The sequence below is a fragment of the Acinetobacter geminorum genome (assembly GCF_013009345.1).
GTDB lineage: Bacteria > Pseudomonadota > Gammaproteobacteria > Pseudomonadales > Moraxellaceae > Acinetobacter > Acinetobacter geminorum.
Genome location: NZ_JABELE010000015.1, coordinates 31,230 through 49,170, shown reverse-complemented (window position 1 = coordinate 49,170; position 17,941 = coordinate 31,230). Strand labels below are relative to the sequence as shown.

Sequence of the window (17,941 nt, the reverse complement as noted above, 5' to 3'; positions counted from 1 at the left end):
TCTTATGAATATGCCAGTGAAAGTCGAATATTTTAAAAATCCTAAAAATCGAGATTTGACTCCAGCAGAACTTGATGCATTTGCAAAAGAGCTCGATCAGATCAAGCAAGAAGTATTGGATGATTTGGGCGAGAAAGACGCTAAATATATCCGCCGTGTTTATGCTGCAATTCGTTATAGTAGCTTTCTAGGCCGAGCATGTTTGTTTGCAGGTTGGTTCCCACCAGCGTGGATTTTAGGAACAGGCCTATTAGGCTTCTCTAAAATTATGGAAAACATGGAACTCGGTCATAACGTGATGCACGGTCAATATGACTGGATGAACGATCCTAAATTTAATGGTCAAACTTACGAGTGGGATACAGTTGGTACTTCTGATAACTGGCGCCAAACTCATAACTATAAACATCACACCTATACCAACATTAAAGGTATTGATGATGACATTGGTTACGGTTTACTTCGTTTATTCCCAGAGCAACGCTGGAAGCCAGGTTTCTTACTTCAACCTGTTTATAGCATCCCATTTTGTTTATTGTTCCAATGGGGCGTAGCTATTCAGAATCTTGAAATTGGACGTGTCCTTTATAAACGTAAGAGCATGGCAAAATTCTTGGAAGAATTAAAACCTGTTAATAAAAAGATTGGAAAACAACTTTTTAAAGACTATGTTTTCTTCCCTTTAATTGCAGGTCCAGCAGCTTTGCCTGTATTTACTGGTAATTTGGTTGCAAATGGTCTTCGTAATATCTGGACATTTACGATAATTTTCTGTGGTCACTTCACAAAAGATGCAGAAGTATTTCCAAAGTCTGTTTTACAAGAAGAAAGCCGTGGTCACTGGTATATGCGCCAGATTCGTGGTTCTTCTAACTTGAAAGGTTCAGAAGCATTACATATTTTAAGCGGACATTTGAGCCATCAGATTGAGCACCATTTATTCCCTGATATTCCAGCGCGTCGTTATCGCCAAATGGCTCCAAAAGTTGAAGCTGTATGTAAAAAATATGGTCTAAATTATAACAATGCAAGTCTGGCTAAACAGTTTGGACAGGTGGTAGGCCGTATCTTTAAATACGCTTTACCTTTTAAAAAATAAGATATTACTTTAACCTCGAAACGCACTACTGATTTTCAGAAGTGCGTTTTTTATAGTTAGCACTAGCATGAAGAAGTAAGAGGAGCATTATTGAATATATCCCACTGTTCAAACTGCTTTAAAGATAATGAAATTTCTTTTTCTATATTATTTTCATCTAACTGATTTGCATTAAAAACAACATGAGGTGTGTGCCAGATTAATCCACATCGTTGTGCAGTAGCTTTTAAAGGTGCCATCAGCTCATCTATGGTGAAGCCATTTTGACCATGTTTTTGATAAGCTGAATTCAAATTGCCAACCGCAACATGTAGGTAAAGTGGTTTACCTTCAATATTTTGGCCTTCCTGTTCATAAAAAAGATAAAACATCCGCGTTAAAACCGCATCCATCCAAGTTTTGAAAATCGGAGGAACTGAATACCAATAGATAGGGAACTGAAAAATAATGTGTGACGCAGAGATTAGACGTTGAGCTTCAATTGCTCCGTCTTTCATTATATCTAGAGATCCGTTATACAATTCTTGAATATCAACAATATTGATTTGGTTCTGAAGCTTTAATGCTTCAACCAAAGCACGATTAACCTTGGACTGATTTAAATCGGGATGAAAGACCAGTAAAAGTGGCTTATTCATAGTATGTCTCCTTAATTTCTATGATGATTAATCACATGCATAAACAATATTCACATCATAAAAAAAGTAGACCTATAATAAAATTGACTAAATTAATTGAGCAGATGAAAGAATTTTGATGAACAAACAGACTTCTTGGGATGATCAGAAATTCTTTTTAGTTGTTTTAGAAGAGGGGAGTTTCTCGGCAGCTGCTCGTAAATTAGGCGTCACACAACCCACTGTTCGAACACGTATAGAACAGCTTGAAAAACATCTAGGAACTGTTTTGTTTAGCCGTTCTGTTCATGGCTTGAAACCGACTGAGCATGCTCTAGCTCTTGAACTGCCAGTTCGAGCTATGCAACGTGCTTCTGACCATTTTATGCGTACAGCAAGTGCCGCCTTAAATCTAATTGCAGGCAGTGTACGAGTAAGTGTATCGGAGTTCTTAGGCACGCTTGTTCTGCCTCAAATGCTCTCAAAATTCCATTCACTTTACCCGGACGTTAATATCGAAATATCTTTAAACAATGCTTCTGCAAACTTACTTGAGCAAGAAGTTGATCTGGCAATCAGGATGTATCCTCCTGTTCAGGAAGCGCTTGTAGCCAAAAAGGTTGGTGAGGTGCCATTGGGTCTATATGCACATCGAGATTATATACAGCGTAAAGGTTACCCCACCTGTCTAGCAGATTTAAGTCAGCATGATTTGATAGGACCCGACCATAATCTTCTTGAAAGAGAAATGATTAGGATTTTTCTACCTGAAATAAAAAATGAACAATTCAAAGTACGCACCGATAGTCATCCTGCTCAGTTCTCAGCAGTTAAAGCCGCTTTAGGAGTAGGTTTTATTCAGTGCCCTATAGCAAATCAATGCTCAGAGCTTGTTCAACTGCTTCCAGACCTAGAGATTCATCGATATGATCTATGGCTGGTTATTCATGAAGACTTTAGACAAATTCCAAAAATCAGAGCGCTTTTTGATTATTTGGCTCAAGCTTTTGCAGAGTATGTAGATGGGGAAAGTTAGTTAATAAAAAGCCCAAGCAATCACTTGCTTGGGCTGGAAAAGGTAATTTATTTAAACTGAATTGAACCATTTGCATTCACAGTAATTTTAGACTCACCAGCTGCCATGTCTTGAGCTGGTGCAGCTTCGGCAACGGCAAACTTAGCCATGCTGGCACGCATTACAGGTTGTGGAAAATAGTTATTCGTGTTCAGGTTTAGAGTGACCAAAGTATATTGGTTTTTACTCCAAGCTTGGGTCAACATTTGAGCACGTTGTTGGAAGTTTTTAGAGGCTTCTACCATCAACTCATTTTCAACTTTTTTACGTTGCTCATCAGAAACCGTAAAGTTAATTGATTGAGTTTGGAAGTTTTGCTGTAACTCGTTTACTAACTGGCTAGCGGCTTTAAAGTCTTTACTTTCAAGACGGATTTCAGCACGGCCACGCCATTCTTTTAACTTATTGCTATCGTTATCGTAAATTGGGTAAGTGCTTTGGGCACCAGTTTCCACTTTTACTTGAGGATATTTACGAGAAACGCTAAGCGCTTGATTCATTAATTGATTAATTTGATTTGAAAGTTCAGCTGGTTGTTTGTTACTTTTTTCAATATATAAAGTCGCATGCATTTCATCATTAGAAACTTGGCGAGAAGCTTCGGCTTGTACATTTACAATATTGTAGTTCAAAGCATTATCATCCTGAGCAAAAACTAAAGGGCTAAGGAGGGAACCTAAAAGAAGGGTTGATACGGCTAAAGTACGCATAAATTTTTCCTTTAAAAATTAATATAAATTTAATTTTTTTCATTAAGAAATGTTAAACATAACTTATGCATAACTTTTGCAGATTTTGTGGCGTATTTGTAATATTGAGATCAGTTTTTTTAAATGATGGCTAATGTAAAATCTTTTAAAAAATAGTAACTTAAAAATAAAATATTTCAAAGTAAACTAAAAAATCAAAGTAATATAAAAAAAGAATATTTTCTTTAGGTTGTCACATAGTATGATGATAATTCATCATAACTATTGGGATGATACATTTTTTCAATAAGATTAGATGAGTAAAGTACATAAAAGACGTTTTTTTTCTTGTAAAATTAGGTATCATCGCGCTCCTAGTTACAAGATATAAAATAAGTGTCTTTGCTAGTTCTATAAAGCACCGAGTCAAAGGACCAATCGTCACCAGACTTATTTCTTTCTACCCCTATCAGAGATGGTAATCCGATATGAGCGTTACTTCCGTTAACCCTGCCACTAATGCTACTAACGAATATTATTTGACTCGCCAAAGTCAAATGGAATCAAATGTTCGTAGCTATCCACGTAAATTACCGTTAGCGATAGCGAAAGCACAAGGATGCTGGGTTACTGATGTTGAAGGTACACAGTACCTTGATTGTTTAGCTGGGGCAGGTACATTGGCTTTAGGTCATAATCATCCTGCGGTGATTCAAAGTATTCAAGATACATTGGCAAGTGGTTTGCCATTGCATACTTTAGACTTAACCACACCTTTAAAAGATGCATTCACTGAAGCATTGTTAGCATATTTACCTGGTGGTAAAGAAGAATATTGCTTGCAGTTCTGTGGTCCTGCTGGTGCAGACGCAACTGAAGCAGCAATTAAACTTGCTAAGACTTACACTGGCCGTAGTTCAGTGATCAGTTTCTCTGGCGGTTATCATGGTATGACCCATGGTGCACTTGCTATGACTGGTAACTTAAGTGCAAAAAATGCAGTTAACGGTTTAATGCCAGGCGTACAATTCATGCCATATCCGCATGAATACCGCTGCCCACTTGGTTTAGGTGGTGAAGCTGGTGTTGACGCTTTAACTTACTACTTTGAAAACTTTATTGAAGATGTAGAAAGCGGTGTAACAAAACCGGCTGCTGTTATTCTTGAAGCGATTCAAGGTGAAGGCGGCGTAGTTACAGCTCCAGTAAAATGGTTGCAAAAAATCCGTGAAGTGACTGAAAAGCACAATATCGTTTTAATTTTAGACGAAGTTCAAGCTGGCTTTGCACGTTCAGGCAAAATGTTTGCATTTGAACATGCAGGTATTGAACCTGATGTTGTTGTAATGTCTAAAGCAGTAGGTGGTGGTTTACCACTTGCAGTATTAGGTATTAAACGTAAATTTGATGCTTGGCAACCTGCTGGTCACACGGGTACTTTCCGTGGTAACCAACTTGCTATGGGTACTGGTCTTGTCGTATTAAAAACGATTAGCGAACAAAATCTTGCTCAAAATGCGCAAGAGCGTGGTGACTTCTTACAAGCTGAATTTAAAAAATTAGCCCAAGAATTCCCATGTATCGGTAACGTACGTGGTCGCGGTTTAATGATCGGTGTTGAGATCGTTGACGAGCGTAAACCAGCTGATCGTATTGGTTCACATCCTGCTGATTCACAATTAGCTGCTGCGATTCAAACTGCTTGTTTCAACAATAAATTATTGCTTGAAAAAGGTGGTCGTAACGGTACAGTAATTCGTTTACTTTGCCCGTTAATCATTACTCAAGACGAATGTGTTGAAGTAGTTGCTCGCTTTAAGAAAGCAATTGCAGAAGCATTGGTTGCAGTACGAGGCGCATAAGTATGGTGGATTTTGCAGAACATCGTAAAGCGTTACTCTGCAATGATGCACAATCCATTGCTGACTATGAGTCAGCAATGGGCGAAGCGGTCAAAGCCGTTTCAGCATGGTTGCAAGATGAAAAGATGTACACAGGTGGTAGCATTAAAGAATTGCGTTCAGCAATTTCTTTCCAACCTTCAAAAGAGGGTATGGGTGTACAAGAATCTCTTCAACGTATGATTGAGCTTTTCTTGAATAAAAGCTTGAAAGTACACCATCCACACTCATTAGCACACTTACACTGTCCAACCATGGTGATGAGCCAGATTGCGGAAGTGTTAATCAATGCAACTAACCAATCTATGGACTCATGGGATCAAAGCCCTGCAGGTTCATTAATGGAAGTCCAGCTCATTGATTGGTTGCGTCAAAAAGTAGGTTATGGTTCTGGTCAGGCTGGTGTTTTCACTTCTGGCGGTACTCAATCTAACTTGATGGGTGTGTTACTTGCTCGTGACTGGTGTATCTCGAAAAACTGGAAGGACGAAAATGGTAATCCATGGTCTGTACAGCGTGATGGTATTCCTGCCGATGCAATGAAAAACGTCAAAGTCATTTGTTCTGAAAATGCACATTTCTCTGTGCAAAAGAACATGGCAATGATGGGTATGGGCTTCCAGTCAGTTGTAACTGTTCCTGTGAATGAAAATGCACAGATGGATGTAGATGCTCTCGAAAAAACGATGGCGCATCTTCAGTCTGAAGGTAAAGTTGTTGCTTGTGTCGTTGCGACAGCAGGTACAACCGATGCTGGTGCAATTGACCCATTGAAGAAAATCCGTGAAATTACCAATAAATATGGTTCATGGATGCATATCGATGCGGCATGGGGCGGTGCATTAATTCTGTCAAATGACTATCGTGCAATGCTTGATGGTATTGAGTTGTCTGACTCGATTACCCTCGACTTCCATAAGCATTATTTCCAAAGCATTAGCTGTGGTGCGTTCTTGTTGAAAGATGAAGCGAACTATCGTTTCATGCACTACGAAGCTGAATACTTGAACTCTGCTTATGACGAAGAGCACGGTGTACCAAACCTTGTGTCTAAGTCATTACAAACGACTCGTCGTTTTGATGCATTGAAATTGTGGATGACAATTGAATCACTAGGTGAAGACCTTTATGGTTCAATGATTGACCATGGTGTAAAACTTACTCGTGAAGTTGCAGATTACATCAAGGCAACTGATGGTTTACAACTTTTAGTTGAACCACAGTTTGCTTCGGTATTGTTCCGCGTTGTTCCACAAGGCTACCCAGCTGAGTTTATCGATAGCTTAAACCAAAATGTAGCGGACGAATTGTTTGCACGTGGTGAAGCAAATATCGGTGTAACAAAAGTTGGTAATGTACAGTCATTGAAAATGACAACATTAAGCCCTGTTGTGACATTTGAAAATGTTAAAAACCTTTTAGGTCAAGTATTGGCGGAAGCTGACCGCATTAAAGATGCAATTGCTTCTGGTAACTATGTACCACCAATCGACTAATTGAGTTGATAACAAAAAAGCTCGGTTTATTGCCGGGCTTTTTTATTGCAGATTGTTTTTATTTGGATTGTGTATGAAGACAAGAATACATGCACAAATCATGCATATTTTCAAAAAACAAAAATAATTATGCATGATTTATGGGAAGCAAATTTCTTATTGTATTGGTATGTCCCCAATATTTTGGTCACATTGTTATATCAATATCGTACTTACTTTAAATAATCCCGCGTTAACTGAAAAAAGTAAGTGGCTGTAATTACAATTAAGACAAGGAAGAAGAAATGCAACAAGCGAATATGCTCAATGAGTTTAAACTTATTATTGGCGGTCAACTTTGTTCAGGTGAACAAGGTGAGCTAGAAATTCTTAACCCTGCTACTGGCTTAACTGCTGCACTTTGTGCAAAAGCATCGGTTGCACAGGTAAATCAAGCAGTGAGTGCAGCTAAACAGGTATCTAAAGCTTGGCAACAAGTCTCCCACGATGAACGTAAATCAATTTTAAATAAAATTGCTGACGGTATTGAAAAGCATGCTGAAATGCTTGCAGAGTTGGTTGTGCTTGAACAAGGTAAGCCACTCGCACTTGCACAAATGGAAGTGCAGGGTGCAATTGGCTGGACTCGCTATGCGGCTGCTATGGATTTACCTATAGAAGTAATTGAAGACAGTGAAACCAAGCGTATTGAACGTCATCGTCAACCATTAGGTGTAGTGGCTTCAATTACTCCTTGGAACTGGCCATTTATGATTGCGGTTTGGCACATCATGCCTGCTTTGCGTGCGGGTAATGTTGTGATTAGCAAACCTTCTGAATACACGCCACTCTCAACTTTGCGTTTATGTGAAATCATTCAGCAAGAAGTTCCTGCTGGCGTAATTTCAATTGTGGTTGGTGCTGGTGAGATTGGTGAAGCATTATCTTCTCATCCAGATGTGCAAAAAGTTGTGTTTACGGGATCAACTCGAACAGGTCAGCACATTATGGCTGGTGCAGCTCAGCAGCTAAAACACTTAACTTTAGAGCTCGGCGGTAATGATGCTGGTATTGTATTGCCAGATGCAAATATCGATGAAATTGCAGCTAAGATTTTTAATATGGCGTTCTTAAACGCTGGTCAAACATGTGCAGCTTTAAAGCGTCTGTACGTGCATGAAAGCCAATATGAAGCTTTATCTCAAAAGTTAGCTGATATTGCCAACGCCCAAGTGGTGGGTGACGGAATGGCGTCTTCTACAACATTTGGTCCAGTACAAAACCAAATGCAATATAACAAAGTGAAAGCTCTTATTGCCGATGCCATTTCTCAAGGTGCAAAAGCACTTTCAGGACAGCAAAAAGTACCAGAGCAGGGCTACTTTATTGCACCAACTATTTTGACTGGAGTTTCTGACTCTTGCCGCGTGGTGGAAGAAGAACAGTTTGGACCAGTGTTGCCTGTTTTAAAATATACTGATATCAACGATGCTATTGCTCGTGCCAATGACAGTGAGTTTGGTTTGGGTGGTTCAATCTGGTCGTCAGATATTAAAGCAGCGCAAACTTACGCTAGTCAGCTTCAATGTGGTACTGTTTGGATTAATACCCATGCAGAAGTTCTTCCTCATGCGCCTTTTGGCGGCTGGAAAATGTCTGGTTTAGGTGCTGAGTTTGGTTTAGAAGGTTTACTTGAAAATACGATCGGGCAAACAGTTCATATTAGTAAAGTCTAAATATTAATTTTAAGGCGGATCTAGTATCCGCCTTTTTATTTTCACTTTTAAGAGTGAAATGCTTAGTTTACTTATTGGGAGTGATGATAGCTCATGCTTTTAGGTTTGATCAAAAAATGATTCTGTTCTTTAATTTTTTTAAGAACAATGTAAGACTTTATGTGGCCAATAAAATTATAAGAAAGCAATCTTTCAGTCACAAATTGAGAAAGCTGTTCTAAATTTTCAGCAACGACTTTTAAAATAAAATCTGCATCACCACTAATTGAAAATGCATCCTGAATGTTGTCTTCAGCTTCAATGAGCTCTTGAAAAGCCTGCTGTGATTTTGCCTCGTGTGTTCTTAGATTAATATGTATCATCGCTGTAACTTCGAGTCCTAGCGCCTGTTGCTGGATGCGTGCCGTGTAGCCTAGAATTATTCCTTTTTGCTCGAGTAGCTGTCTTCTTCTAGAACATTGGGAAGCAGATAAGCCAATTAAATCGCCTATTTCCTGATTGGTGAGCCGTCCATTCTTTTGTAGTGCCTGAATGATTTGCCAGTCGAACTTATCCATTGCATAAAATCCTTTTATGATACACAAATCATGTATTTTTATTAAAATGCGTTTTCATTATGCACGAAATCTAAAAGATAGATGAAATATTATTTTTCTATGGAATAAAAATTGGTCTCAAAGGATATAGAGCAATGTTCATAGAAATCGGTGACTTTTTAAATCTTCGTTTAAAACAAATGGGTATCCAACATCTTTTTGGTGTACCTGGTGATTTTAACCTCTCATATCTAGAACAAGTTGAAGCAGACCCACAACTCGAATTTATTGGAAATTGTAATGAATTAAATGCTGCCTATGCAGCAGACGGTTATGCACGAATTAACGGTTTTTCTGCCTTGGCAACCACTTATGGTGTAGGTGACTTAAGTGCGATTAATGGTATTGCAGGTGCCTATGCAGAAAATGTACCTCTTATTCATATCTCAGGTATTCCGCCTTTACATGCGGTTCAAAAGGGCACACTAATACATCACACGCTTGTCGATGGTAACTACGACAATATTATGAACTGTATGAAAGAGTTCACAGTTGCCCAAACACGTTTAACTCCAGCAAATGCAGCTTCTGAAATTGACCGTGTATTACGTCAGTGTTTCCTTGAACGCCGTCCTGTGCACATTCAACTATCAGGCGATATTACTCACGTTAAGATTGAAGTATCTGAGCGTCCGCTTGACTTAAGCTACCCAGCTGTTGAACCTGAATTATTACAAACTGTGGTGAGCAAACTTTGTGACATTATTGAGAATGCTCAAAGCCCAGCTCTTCTTATTGATAATGAAGCTTCAGTTTTTTGTGTAACGTCACTTTTAAATGATTTGTCTCAAAAATGCTCAATTCCATTTGCAGGCATGAATACTGCAAAAAATATTATGGATGAAGGCTCACCTCGTTACATTGGAACTTATGTGGGTGGGGCAAGCCAACCGCATGTAAAAAATATCATTGAACAATCTGATTGTTTAATTGGTGTTGGCGCACGCTTTACCGATGTAGGCTCAGCTGTATTTACTCATCAAATTGAGACTAAGAACTACATTGAAATTAAATCTTATGGCTTAAATATTTTTGGTCAGGATTTTCCGGGTATTGAAATAGGACAATTACTTGTCGAGCTAAATAAAAAAGTTGCGCCACGTAAATCGACAATACCTCTTCTTGAAAAACAACCACAGAAAGTAATTGAAGCTCCAGCTCAGCAAAAGCTAAGTCAAGATGTGCTTTGGAATTACATTTCAGGGTTCTTAAAAGAAGATGATGTGATTATTGGTGAGGTAGGAACATCAAACTCTGCATTGTCAGGTATCAAACTTCCTGCCACAGCCAAATATATTGCACAGCCGCTTTGGGGTTCTATTGGTTACACCTTACCGGCTTTGCTTGGTAGTTTGTTGGCTGCTCCTGAACGTCGTCAAATTCTGTTTATTGGTGATGGTTCATTCCAGCTTACGGTACAAGAGCTTTCTACAATTATCCGTCACGGTTTAAAACCAATCATTTTCTTGCTGAACAATGGCGGCTACACCATTGAACGTTTAATTATGGGTGAAAACGCTGCTTATAACGACGTGCAAAACTGGAAATACACTGAAATTCCAGCGGTATTTAACGGTAAAAAAGGCCATACAACTTATGTGGTTGAAACTGCTGGCCAGTTGAAGAGCGTTTTAGACAATGTTCAGCAAAATGATCAATTAACCTTTATTGAATTGAAACTACCAGCAATGGATGCGCCGGTAAGTTTGAAAAAATTTGCTTCTGTGATTGCTCGTTTTGACTACGGTGATCGCGGTTACGAAATTTTAAAGGAGCGTTCCCAACCGATTAAATGTAAGGATGCAATCTCTTTTTAAATAGAAGACAGGACAAGTCTTCTCAAAAATTAAATGGACTCACATTACAGCAAATTTATGTCCGAAGATCGGTTCCTGATCTTCGGATGTGGTGCTGAATAAAGGTGTACAGGAAGTGACACCAACATTGGAGATAATGTTATGGATGCAAACAATAAGCACGAGTTAAAACAAGGCTTATCCAATCGGCATATTCAACTCATCGCACTCGGAGGGGCGATTGGTACAGGGTTATTCTTAGGTCTTTCCCAAACAATTAAACTGGCTGGTCCTTCAATTTTATTAGGATATGCAATTGCTGGAATTATTGCCTTTTTAATTATGCGTCATTTAGGTGAAATGGTTGTTGAAGAGCCGGTCAGTGGTTCTTTTAGTTATTTTGCGAATAAGTATTGGGGCAAAATGGCTGGTTTTATGTCTGGCTGGAACTATTGGGTATTGTACGTACTCGTCAGCATGGCTGAATTGAGTGCAATTGGGACATTTATACAGTTTTGGTGGCCTGAAATTCCGACATGGCTGACTGCTTTATTTTTCTTTATTTTAATTAATGGCATTAACTTGGTAAATGTCCGCTTTTTTGGGGAGTCCGAGTTCTTATTTTCATGCATTAAAATTGTTGCCATTTTAAGCATGATTGGTTTCGGTGCTTATCTTTTACTTTCAGGCTCAGCAGGCCCACAAGCAGGTATTGCAAATTTATGGCAACATGGTGGTTTCTTCCCGCACGGGATTCACGGTTTTGTCATGGCTTTGGCTGTCATTATGTTTGCATTTGGTGGCTTGGAACTAATTGGTATTGCTGCGGCTGAAACGAAGAAACCTGAAACGACTATTCCTAAAGCAGTAAATCAGATTGTGTACCGTATTCTGATTTTTTATATCGGTGCAATCGGTATTCTTTTATGTCTTTATCCATGGAATATGGTGGCAGAAGGCGGCAGTCCATTTGTTATGATTTTCCAGTCACTCAATAGTAACGGTGTTGCGAACGTCTTAAACTTTGTGGTCTTGATTGCTGCTATTTCAGTTTATAACAGCTGTATCTATTGTAATAGTCGTATGTTGCATGGTTTGGCAGAGCAGGGTAATGCTCCTGCAATTTTGAAAAAAGTAAACAGTCGTGGTATTCCGGTTCCAGCAGCAGTTGTTTCTGCATCTATCACTGCAATATGTGTAGTTGTGAACTATCTGATTCCTGGTCAAGCTTTTCAGCTCTTTATGATGCTTGTGGTGGCTGCGCTTGTTATTAACTGGCTTATGATTTCAGTGACTCATTTGAAATTTTCTAAAGCAATGAAATTGCAAAAGCGTCAAACCAAATTTCAAAGCATCCTTAGCCCATGGAGTAACTATTTAACCATTAGCTTTGTATGTTTTATTCTTATTATTATGGCAATGACACCAGATATGAGACTTGCCGTGATTTTAGGTCCAATTTGGCTGGCTGTTTTAGCGCTTACGTATTTATTAAAATATCGTAAAAAAATGGTTGCGATGCCAGAAGTACAATCGAGTTGATCGCTTAAATTGACAATCATATTGCGGTTACCTGACATAAGGCAGGTAACCCTTTATCTTTTGTCATATTATTTTCATGTTACAAAGAAATTATTATTTTTAGAAATATTTTAATAACCATTTCCATAAACAAAAATTATTTTAATCATCAAACTTAAAATAACTAAATTATCGTTTTTTAATACGTTTATAACATCTTTGTTTTTTATATTTTATAAATACAAAAAACTTATATTTTTAATGAGTGTAATAATACAGACTAATATGCAAGGTAAAATGCCTACTACGATTAAATTAAATAGTTGATAGTAGTCAAAAAATAATAATGTGACAATTAACAATATTGAAATCATTAAAGCGTCATCATACTGTAACTTAATTGTCATATTTTCTATTCACAATGCAGCTATCGAAGAGCGTACAAGCACTCAACAAAAAGTGACGTACAACCTATTGCATTAATGAGAGAGAATAGAATGCGCTTAAATCCACGTCAAATCGCAATTGCGTTAGCAGTAACTGGGGCAGCTGTAACAACGACTGCAAATGCAGCTCGTGATACGATTCAAATTGCTGGTTCTTCAACTGTATTACCGTTTGCCAGCGTTGTAGCTGAAGAGTTTGGTAATACTTTCCCTCAATTTAAAACTCCTGTAGTGGGTTCTGGCGGTTCTTCTGCTGGTTTGAAACAATTCTGTCAAGGTGTTGGCGATAACACAATCGACGTTGCGAACTCTTCTCGTAAAATTAAGAGTACTGAGATTCAAGCTTGTAACAAAGCTGGTGTAAAACAAATTCAAGAAATCAAAATTGGTTACGATGGTATTGTATTCGCGTCTAACTCAAACAAAGCGGCTTATAAATTAAAACCTTACCACGTGTTTGCTGCTTTAGCTGCACAGTTACCTTCAAAAGGTAAATTGGTTCCAAACCCATATACAAACTGGAATCAAATCGATAAAACACTTCCAAATGAACCGATTACTCTTGTAATTCCTGCATCTAACCACGGTACTCGTGAAGTTTTCCAAGAGAAAATGGTTGAAGCTGGTTGTGAAGCATATGAATACTTCAAGAGCTTAGATAAAGATGCTCAGAAGAAAGCATGTTCTACTTTCCGTAAAGATGGCCGTGTAATTGAAATCGCTGGTGACTATACAGAAACATTAGCACGCTTAAAAACTTCTCCAAGTGCAGTAGGTGTGTTTGGTTTAAGTTTCTATGACATGAACCGTGACAAGTTACGTGTAGCAACAGTAAACAACGTTGTTCCATCTGAGAAGACAGTATTGAATGGTACATACCCTGTATCGCGTCCATTGTACTTCTACGTGAAAGGCGAACACTTAAAATCAGTTAAAGGCTTACCGCAATTTGTAGAATATTTCGTAAGCAAGAAAGCAACTGGTAAAGGTTCTAAAGCTGAGCGTGATGGTTTAATCGCGATGTCTGATGCTGAACGTGCAAAAGTTTTGGCTGACTTTAAAGCAGGTAAAACTGTTAAATAAGTTAGTTTGAATGAAGGCTGGTGATCTTAAGAGTTCATCAGCCTTTTTGTCTAACTTGTTTTTCCAAATTATGACAATTGAGAAAACAGTGGAGAGTACATGAATCTGCTACTTATCGGTGTGTTGTTAGCCCTCGTGGCAATTGCATATCAACTTGGGCTGAGAAAGAGCCGTAACATAGCAGGTAAGGGAAGCAACTCGGCGACGTTACATTCTCGTCCTGGTTATTATGGCGCACTGGTTGGTCTTTGGTGCGGTATCCCTGCTTTTTTAATTTTGATCATTTGGAACTTGGTTGAACCAAGTATTTTAAATCATATTATTTTTAATAATATTCCGGCGTCTGTAAGTGCTTCTCTGGATGAAGCGGGTAGAAGTGTATTAGTTGATCGTGTTCAATCAATTGCTTCAGGCTTTGGGGTGAGTGATAAACCAGCAGCTTACGAATTAGCAGCTGCTCAACAGTTTTCCAAATTTCAAACGATTGGCTCTTTTGCCAAATTTGCTGTTGTAATTTGTGCTGCTTTATTAGGTTTGGTTTGGGCAAAGAAAAAAATCAGCCAACAATATCGTGCTCGTAACCAAGTTGAACGTGCCATTAACGTTGCTTTGATTTTATGTTCTGGTGTTGCGATTTTAACCACCATCGGTATCGTAATGTCGATGTTTGGCGAAGCAATGCACTTCTTCCGTTTTGTAAGTCCAATGGACTTTTTCTTTGGCACAGAATGGAACCCAGGCTTTAGTACTTCTGGCAATGCTGAAGGTAGTTATGGTTTATTACCATTGCTATGGGGCACGCTCATGGTCAGTGGTATCGCTCTACTCGTTGCTGTACCAGTTGGATTAATGATCGCAATTTATTTAGCTGAATATGCTTCACCATGGTTCCGCTCATGGGCAAAACCGACAATTGAGGTCTTAGCTGGTATTCCAACAATTGTTTATGGTGTATTTGCCATGATGATTATTGGACCATTCTTTAAAGCTGCGGGTGCTTATATTGGCTTAGAAATTAATGCGACGAGTGCTTTAACTGCTGGCTTTGTAATGGGAATTATGATTATCCCGTTTGTGTCATCTTTGTCTGATGACATTATTACTCAAGTCCCGCGTGCACTACGTGACGGTTCTTTAGGACTGGGTGCGACTAAGTCTGAAACAATTCGTCAAGTCGTATTGCCAGCAGCTTTACCGGGTATTACAGGTGCTTTCTTATTGGCAGTCTCTCGTGCGGTTGGGGAAACCATGATTGTGGTTTTAGCAGCAGGGAACAGTCCACTTTTACACGCAAATCCATTTGAAGCTGTTTCGACAGTGACAGTCACTATTGTAAAACAGTTGACTGGAGATACAGACTTCTCAAGTCCGCAAGCATTGGTTGCATTCGCACTAGGTTTAACACTATTTGTTATTACCTTGGGATTAAATATTGTAGCACTGTACATTGTGCGTAAATACCGTGAGCAATACGAATGAGTACATCAAATACATCATCTCCTATGGATCAGAACGTATTTGATCCGAAAGCTGCTGCTGAAACACGTGAACGACGTAAACAGGTTATTGAAAAATCTTTGGCTAAACGTCATCGCAAAGAAAAAGCTTTCCGTTTTGCGGGTTTATCGGCAGTCGTTATTGGTCTTGCATTCGTTGCTCTCTTGTTCGGTAGTATTTTGGCAAAAGGTTTACCTGCTTTTTGGCAAACTAGTATGAATGTTCCAATTTACTTTGATCCTAAAGTAATTGATGCAGGTCCAGTGCCTGTACGTACTCAAGGTGAAACACCTGCGCATTACCAAGAACGTTATGTTGATTGGCAAACTAAAATGGGTATGGTGGATTGGGATGGCATCATTGTAAATGGAATGATTGCTAAAGATCCTGCACTTGCCTCACAACGTGACTACCTGAGCAGCTTATATGCAAGCTCGGAAGCTTATCGCCTGCGTGATATGGTCTTTGCAGATCCATCATTAATCGGTAAAAAAGAAAATATTACCTTCTTAGGTGATGCGAAGGTCGATGTTTGGTTAAAAGGTAATATTGATCGTTCATTACCAGATGATCAGCAACAACTTGATCCAGAAGTGCGTAAGCTTGCCGATGAGTTAAAAGCAAAAGGTGTTCTTGAAAGTACCTTTAATACGACTTTATTTAAGAATCCTGACTCTCGTAGTTCTCCGGCAATTAGTGGTCTTGCAGGTGCATTCATGGGTTCATTGTTCATGATGCTCATCGTGATCATCATTGCGATCCCAATTGGTGTTGCCAGCGCAATCTATCTCGAAGAGTTTGCTCCAAAAAATGTTCTTACAGACATTATTGAAGTTAACATCAATAACCTTGCTGCTGTTCCTTCAATTGTATTTGGTTTACTCGGCGCAGCAATTTTCATTGGTTGGATGCATTTACCTTTATCAGCTCCGCTAGTGGGTGGATTGGTTTTAAGCTTAATGACACTACCAACTGTCATCATTACCACGCGTGCTTCATTAAAAGCTGTGCCGCCTTCTATTCGACAAGCTGCACTTGGTTTGGGAGCTTCTAAGTTCCAAACGATTTTCCACCATGTTTTACCGTTGGCATTACCGGGCATTATGACAGGTGCAATTATTGGTGTTGCCCATGCACTTGGTGAAACAGCACCTTTACTTTTAATCGGGATGAGTGCATTCGTTGCAAGTATTCCAACAACACCATTTGATCAAGCCACTGCTTTACCTGTCCAAGTTTACTTATGGCAAGGTAATGAGTTGCGTAACTTCTTCGAAGGCCGTACTGCCGCTGCGATTATCGTACTACTTGCATTAATGATTGGTTTAAACAGTCTTGCAATTTGGTTACGTAAAAAGTTCGAAGTGCGTTGGTAATAGAGGATAAATCATGAATACTATTGATATTACGAATTCCTTAGAAAAGGATAAGTTAGTGAATACTGAACAATCGCAATTTACAGATAAACCGCTGAATCATGGCACTTCGTATGTTTCGCATTTTGAACCACACGCTTCAAAAAAGCAGAACTCAACTGAAATCAAGATTAGTGCACAAGATGCCCATGTTTATTATGGTGATTTTGAAGCCATTAAAGGTATTGATCTAGATATTTACCAAAACGAAGTGATCGCGTTTATTGGCCCATCAGGTTGTGGTAAATCGACCTTTCTTCGTACTTTAAACCGTATGAATGACACCATTGATGGTTGCCGTGTAACAGGTAAAATTACACTCGATAATCACAATATTTATGACCCAAATCTAGACGTTGTATTGTTGCGTGCTCAGGTTGGTATGGTGTTCCAAAAGCCAAACCCATTCCCTAAATCTATTTTTGACAACGTGGCTTATGGCCCAAAACTTCATGGTTTAGCACGTGATAAGTACGATCTAGAGGAAATTGTTGAAAACAGCTTACGTAAAGCTGGTTTGTGGGACGAGGTTAAGGACCGTTTGAACCAGCCGGGTACAGGCTTATCAGGTGGTCAGCAACAGCGTTTATGTATTGCTCGTACCATTGCTGTTAGCCCTGAAGTGATTTTAATGGACGAACCGTGTTCTGCACTCGATCCAATTGCAACAGCAAAAGTAGAAGAACTCATTTCTGAGTTGTCTAATCAATTCACAATTGTGATTGTGACTCACTCAATGCAACAAGCTGCACGTGTTTCTGATCGTACTGCTTATTTCCATTTAGGTGATTTGATTGAAGTTAACTCAACTGAAAAAGTCTTCACTCAACCTGACCATCAGTTAACAGAAGCGTATATTACTGGACGCTTCGGTTGATTAATAATCAATAAAAGAAAAAGAGCCATGTGCTCTTTTTTTATTTTATAAATGAAAATGACTCTATTTTGCAAAAACGCTATTGAATTTTAACCAAAAGGACCACATCTTAAGGCTA

At 38.9% G+C, this 17,941-nt stretch carries 14 protein-coding genes; 11 read left to right on the top strand and 3 right to left on the bottom strand.

Annotation, left to right across the window (positions count from 1 at the left end; all coding sequences use genetic code 11):
- The first annotated feature begins 4 nt into the window (after positions 1–4).
- Positions 5–1,099, top strand: a complete 1,095-nt coding sequence (locus HJG58_RS14495; RefSeq protein WP_002118415.1) for a fatty acid desaturase family protein — start codon at positions 5–7, stop codon at positions 1,097–1,099.
- 62 nt (positions 1,100–1,161) lie between these two features.
- Here HJG58_RS14495 and HJG58_RS14490 read toward each other — a convergent pair whose 3' ends face one another.
- Positions 1,162–1,737, bottom strand: a complete 576-nt coding sequence (locus HJG58_RS14490) for an NAD(P)H-dependent oxidoreductase (protein ID WP_170249460.1) — start codon at positions 1,735–1,737, stop codon at positions 1,162–1,164.
- A gap of 118 nt (positions 1,738–1,855) precedes the next feature.
- On the opposite strand from HJG58_RS14490, the gene HJG58_RS14485 reads away from it, so the two are divergent.
- Positions 1,856–2,752: a LysR family transcriptional regulator gene (locus HJG58_RS14485; protein ID WP_170249459.1), complete on the top strand. Its 897-nt coding sequence runs from the start codon at positions 1,856–1,858 to the stop codon at positions 2,750–2,752.
- Positions 2,753–2,799: 47 nt separating this feature from the next.
- Here HJG58_RS14485 and HJG58_RS14480 read toward each other — a convergent pair whose 3' ends face one another.
- Positions 2,800–3,501 carry an SIMPL domain-containing protein gene (locus tag HJG58_RS14480; RefSeq protein WP_170249458.1) on the bottom strand — a complete coding sequence of 234 codons (702 nt, stop codon included), beginning with the start codon at positions 3,499–3,501 and terminating at the stop codon, positions 2,800–2,802.
- 467 nt (positions 3,502–3,968) lie between these two features.
- Between HJG58_RS14480 and HJG58_RS14475 the strand changes: the two genes are divergently transcribed.
- From HJG58_RS14475 to HJG58_RS14465, 3 genes are all read left to right on the top strand, one after another.
- Positions 3,969–5,342, top strand: coding sequence for a diaminobutyrate--2-oxoglutarate transaminase (locus HJG58_RS14475; protein ID WP_002118718.1), 1,374 nt, complete (start codon positions 3,969–3,971; stop codon positions 5,340–5,342).
- Positions 5,343–5,344: 2 nt separating this feature from the next.
- Positions 5,345–6,877, top strand: a complete 1,533-nt coding sequence (locus HJG58_RS14470; protein ID WP_170249457.1) for a pyridoxal phosphate-dependent decarboxylase family protein — start codon at positions 5,345–5,347, stop codon at positions 6,875–6,877.
- 284 nt (positions 6,878–7,161) lie between these two features.
- The gene (locus HJG58_RS14465; RefSeq protein ID WP_170249456.1) at positions 7,162–8,592 is read left to right on the top strand and encodes an aldehyde dehydrogenase family protein; all 1,431 of its coding nucleotides are present in this window, start codon (positions 7,162–7,164) and stop codon (positions 8,590–8,592) included.
- A 71-nt stretch (positions 8,593–8,663) separates the two neighbouring features.
- On the opposite strand, the gene HJG58_RS14460 is transcribed toward HJG58_RS14465, so the two are convergent.
- The gene (locus HJG58_RS14460) at positions 8,664–9,149 is read right to left on the bottom strand and encodes an Lrp/AsnC family transcriptional regulator (protein ID WP_004700117.1); all 486 of its coding nucleotides are present in this window, start codon (positions 9,147–9,149) and stop codon (positions 8,664–8,666) included.
- 134 nt (positions 9,150–9,283) lie between these two features.
- Here HJG58_RS14460 and HJG58_RS14455 point away from each other — a divergent pair, with 134 nt between their 5' ends.
- From HJG58_RS14455 to pstB, 6 genes are all read left to right on the top strand, one after another.
- Positions 9,284–11,005, top strand: a complete 1,722-nt coding sequence (locus tag HJG58_RS14455; RefSeq protein WP_170249455.1) for an alpha-keto acid decarboxylase family protein — start codon at positions 9,284–9,286, stop codon at positions 11,003–11,005.
- A 141-nt stretch (positions 11,006–11,146) separates the two neighbouring features.
- Positions 11,147–12,526 (top strand): amino acid permease, encoded by a 1,380-nt coding sequence (locus HJG58_RS14450; RefSeq protein ID WP_170249454.1) that lies wholly within the window; start codon positions 11,147–11,149, stop codon positions 12,524–12,526.
- Positions 12,527–13,002: 476 nt separating this feature from the next.
- Positions 13,003–14,034, top strand: a complete 1,032-nt coding sequence (locus HJG58_RS14445; RefSeq protein WP_086265410.1) for a substrate-binding domain-containing protein — start codon at positions 13,003–13,005, stop codon at positions 14,032–14,034.
- Positions 14,035–14,133: 99 nt separating this feature from the next.
- The gene (gene pstC / locus HJG58_RS14440; protein WP_086265409.1) at positions 14,134–15,513 is read left to right on the top strand and encodes a phosphate ABC transporter permease subunit PstC; all 1,380 of its coding nucleotides are present in this window, start codon (positions 14,134–14,136) and stop codon (positions 15,511–15,513) included.
- Positions 15,510–16,907: a phosphate ABC transporter permease PstA gene (pstA, locus tag HJG58_RS14435; RefSeq protein WP_216076581.1), complete on the top strand. Its 1,398-nt coding sequence runs from the start codon at positions 15,510–15,512 to the stop codon at positions 16,905–16,907. The genes pstC and pstA overlap by 4 nt, the downstream gene beginning before the upstream one ends.
- 13 nt (positions 16,908–16,920) lie before the next feature.
- Positions 16,921–17,823 (top strand): phosphate ABC transporter ATP-binding protein PstB, encoded by a 903-nt coding sequence (gene pstB / locus HJG58_RS14430; protein ID WP_171545303.1) that lies wholly within the window; start codon positions 16,921–16,923, stop codon positions 17,821–17,823.
- The last annotated feature ends 118 nt before the right edge of the window (positions 17,824–17,941 follow it).